Below are 458 nucleotides of genomic sequence, written 5' to 3'. Positions count from 1 at the left end.
TCAGTTCCAAAGTATCCTTAGCCAGCTGCTTGCCACGGAATGCAGAAGAAAATGTAAATGCTTTGTCAAAAATCAGAACAAAATAGTTTTTGAAATTGGCAGGAACACCACCGCTATTTTTGGTAGTATAGCCAATAATTTTGCGCTCGCCGGGGATGATTTTTACATACGATCCTCTGTCAAATGCGTCAAGCAACACATAAGAACTATCAGATTCAGGAAATGTAAACCGGAACTGAGCGGCTCTTTCTGTCGGGGCAATCTCAGTGGTAACATCGTAATCGGCCAGGTATACTTTATAGTAATGCGGCTTGGCCGTCTCGGCTTTGTGAGAAAACCAGCTCGCGCGGCTCTCTTCATCGATCTTCAATTTTCCGGTGATCGGCAGGATCGAAAATTGGCCGTAATCATTGATCCAGGGACTTGGCTGGTGGGTTTGCTTGAAGCCTCTGATCTTC

Annotated in this window: 1 pseudogene; it reads right to left on the bottom strand. The window is 45.2% G+C overall.

Annotated elements, in window-relative coordinates:
- Positions 1–458 (bottom strand): annotated as a pseudogene (locus ACTIE6_RS19240) (GH92 family glycosyl hydrolase); the annotation flags it as partial.

It is taken from the genome of Dyadobacter sp. (assembly GCF_051859145.1).
In the GTDB taxonomy this organism is placed as follows: Bacteria; Bacteroidota; Bacteroidia; order Cytophagales; family Spirosomataceae; genus Dyadobacter.
The sequence above is the reverse complement of the archived record's forward strand: the minus strand, read 5'-3'. Positions and strand labels throughout refer to the sequence as shown.